This window comes from Mesorhizobium sp. Arg314 (assembly GCF_053714275.1).
In genome coordinates, this window is record NZ_JBSKBP010000277.1 from 1 (window position 1) to 390 (window position 390).

Here is a 390-nt window from a genome sequence, read left to right on the forward strand (position 1 = left end):
GCGTCTTGCGGTCCTGGTCGTCGGCCTGTCGGTCCTTTTGCTTGGCTGAGTCTTTCTGCTGCTGAACGCGTTCACGCGACTTCTCGGTCTGCCGCACCGGCGTATCGGGCTGACGCGTATCTTCGCGGGCCGGCAAATCGCGGCCGCGCGCCTCTCTTTCAGGCGCGGCCTCGCCAGCTCCGCCTGCAACCTTTTGCTGCTCGTGCTGGAGGCGGGCGAGACGATCGTGCATCTTATCGTTCACGCCATCGCGGTATTGCTCGAAACGTGCTTGCTCAGCATTGGGTAGCGTGTCCCGCATCTGGTCCAACGCCTGGTTCACCCGCGCCATCTTCTGCCGCATTTCCAAAGGTGTCTGCGCCATTTCGGTAGCTCCTATCAGCCTGGTCA

At 62.3% G+C, this 390-nt stretch carries 1 protein-coding gene; it reads right to left on the reverse strand.

Features of this window, described 5'->3' with window-relative positions:
* The coding region (locus tag ACWGS9_RS35475; protein WP_454509515.1) for a hypothetical protein at positions 1-364 on the reverse strand (364 nt) is incomplete at its 3' end.
* Between the last annotated feature and the right edge of the window lie 26 nt (positions 365-390).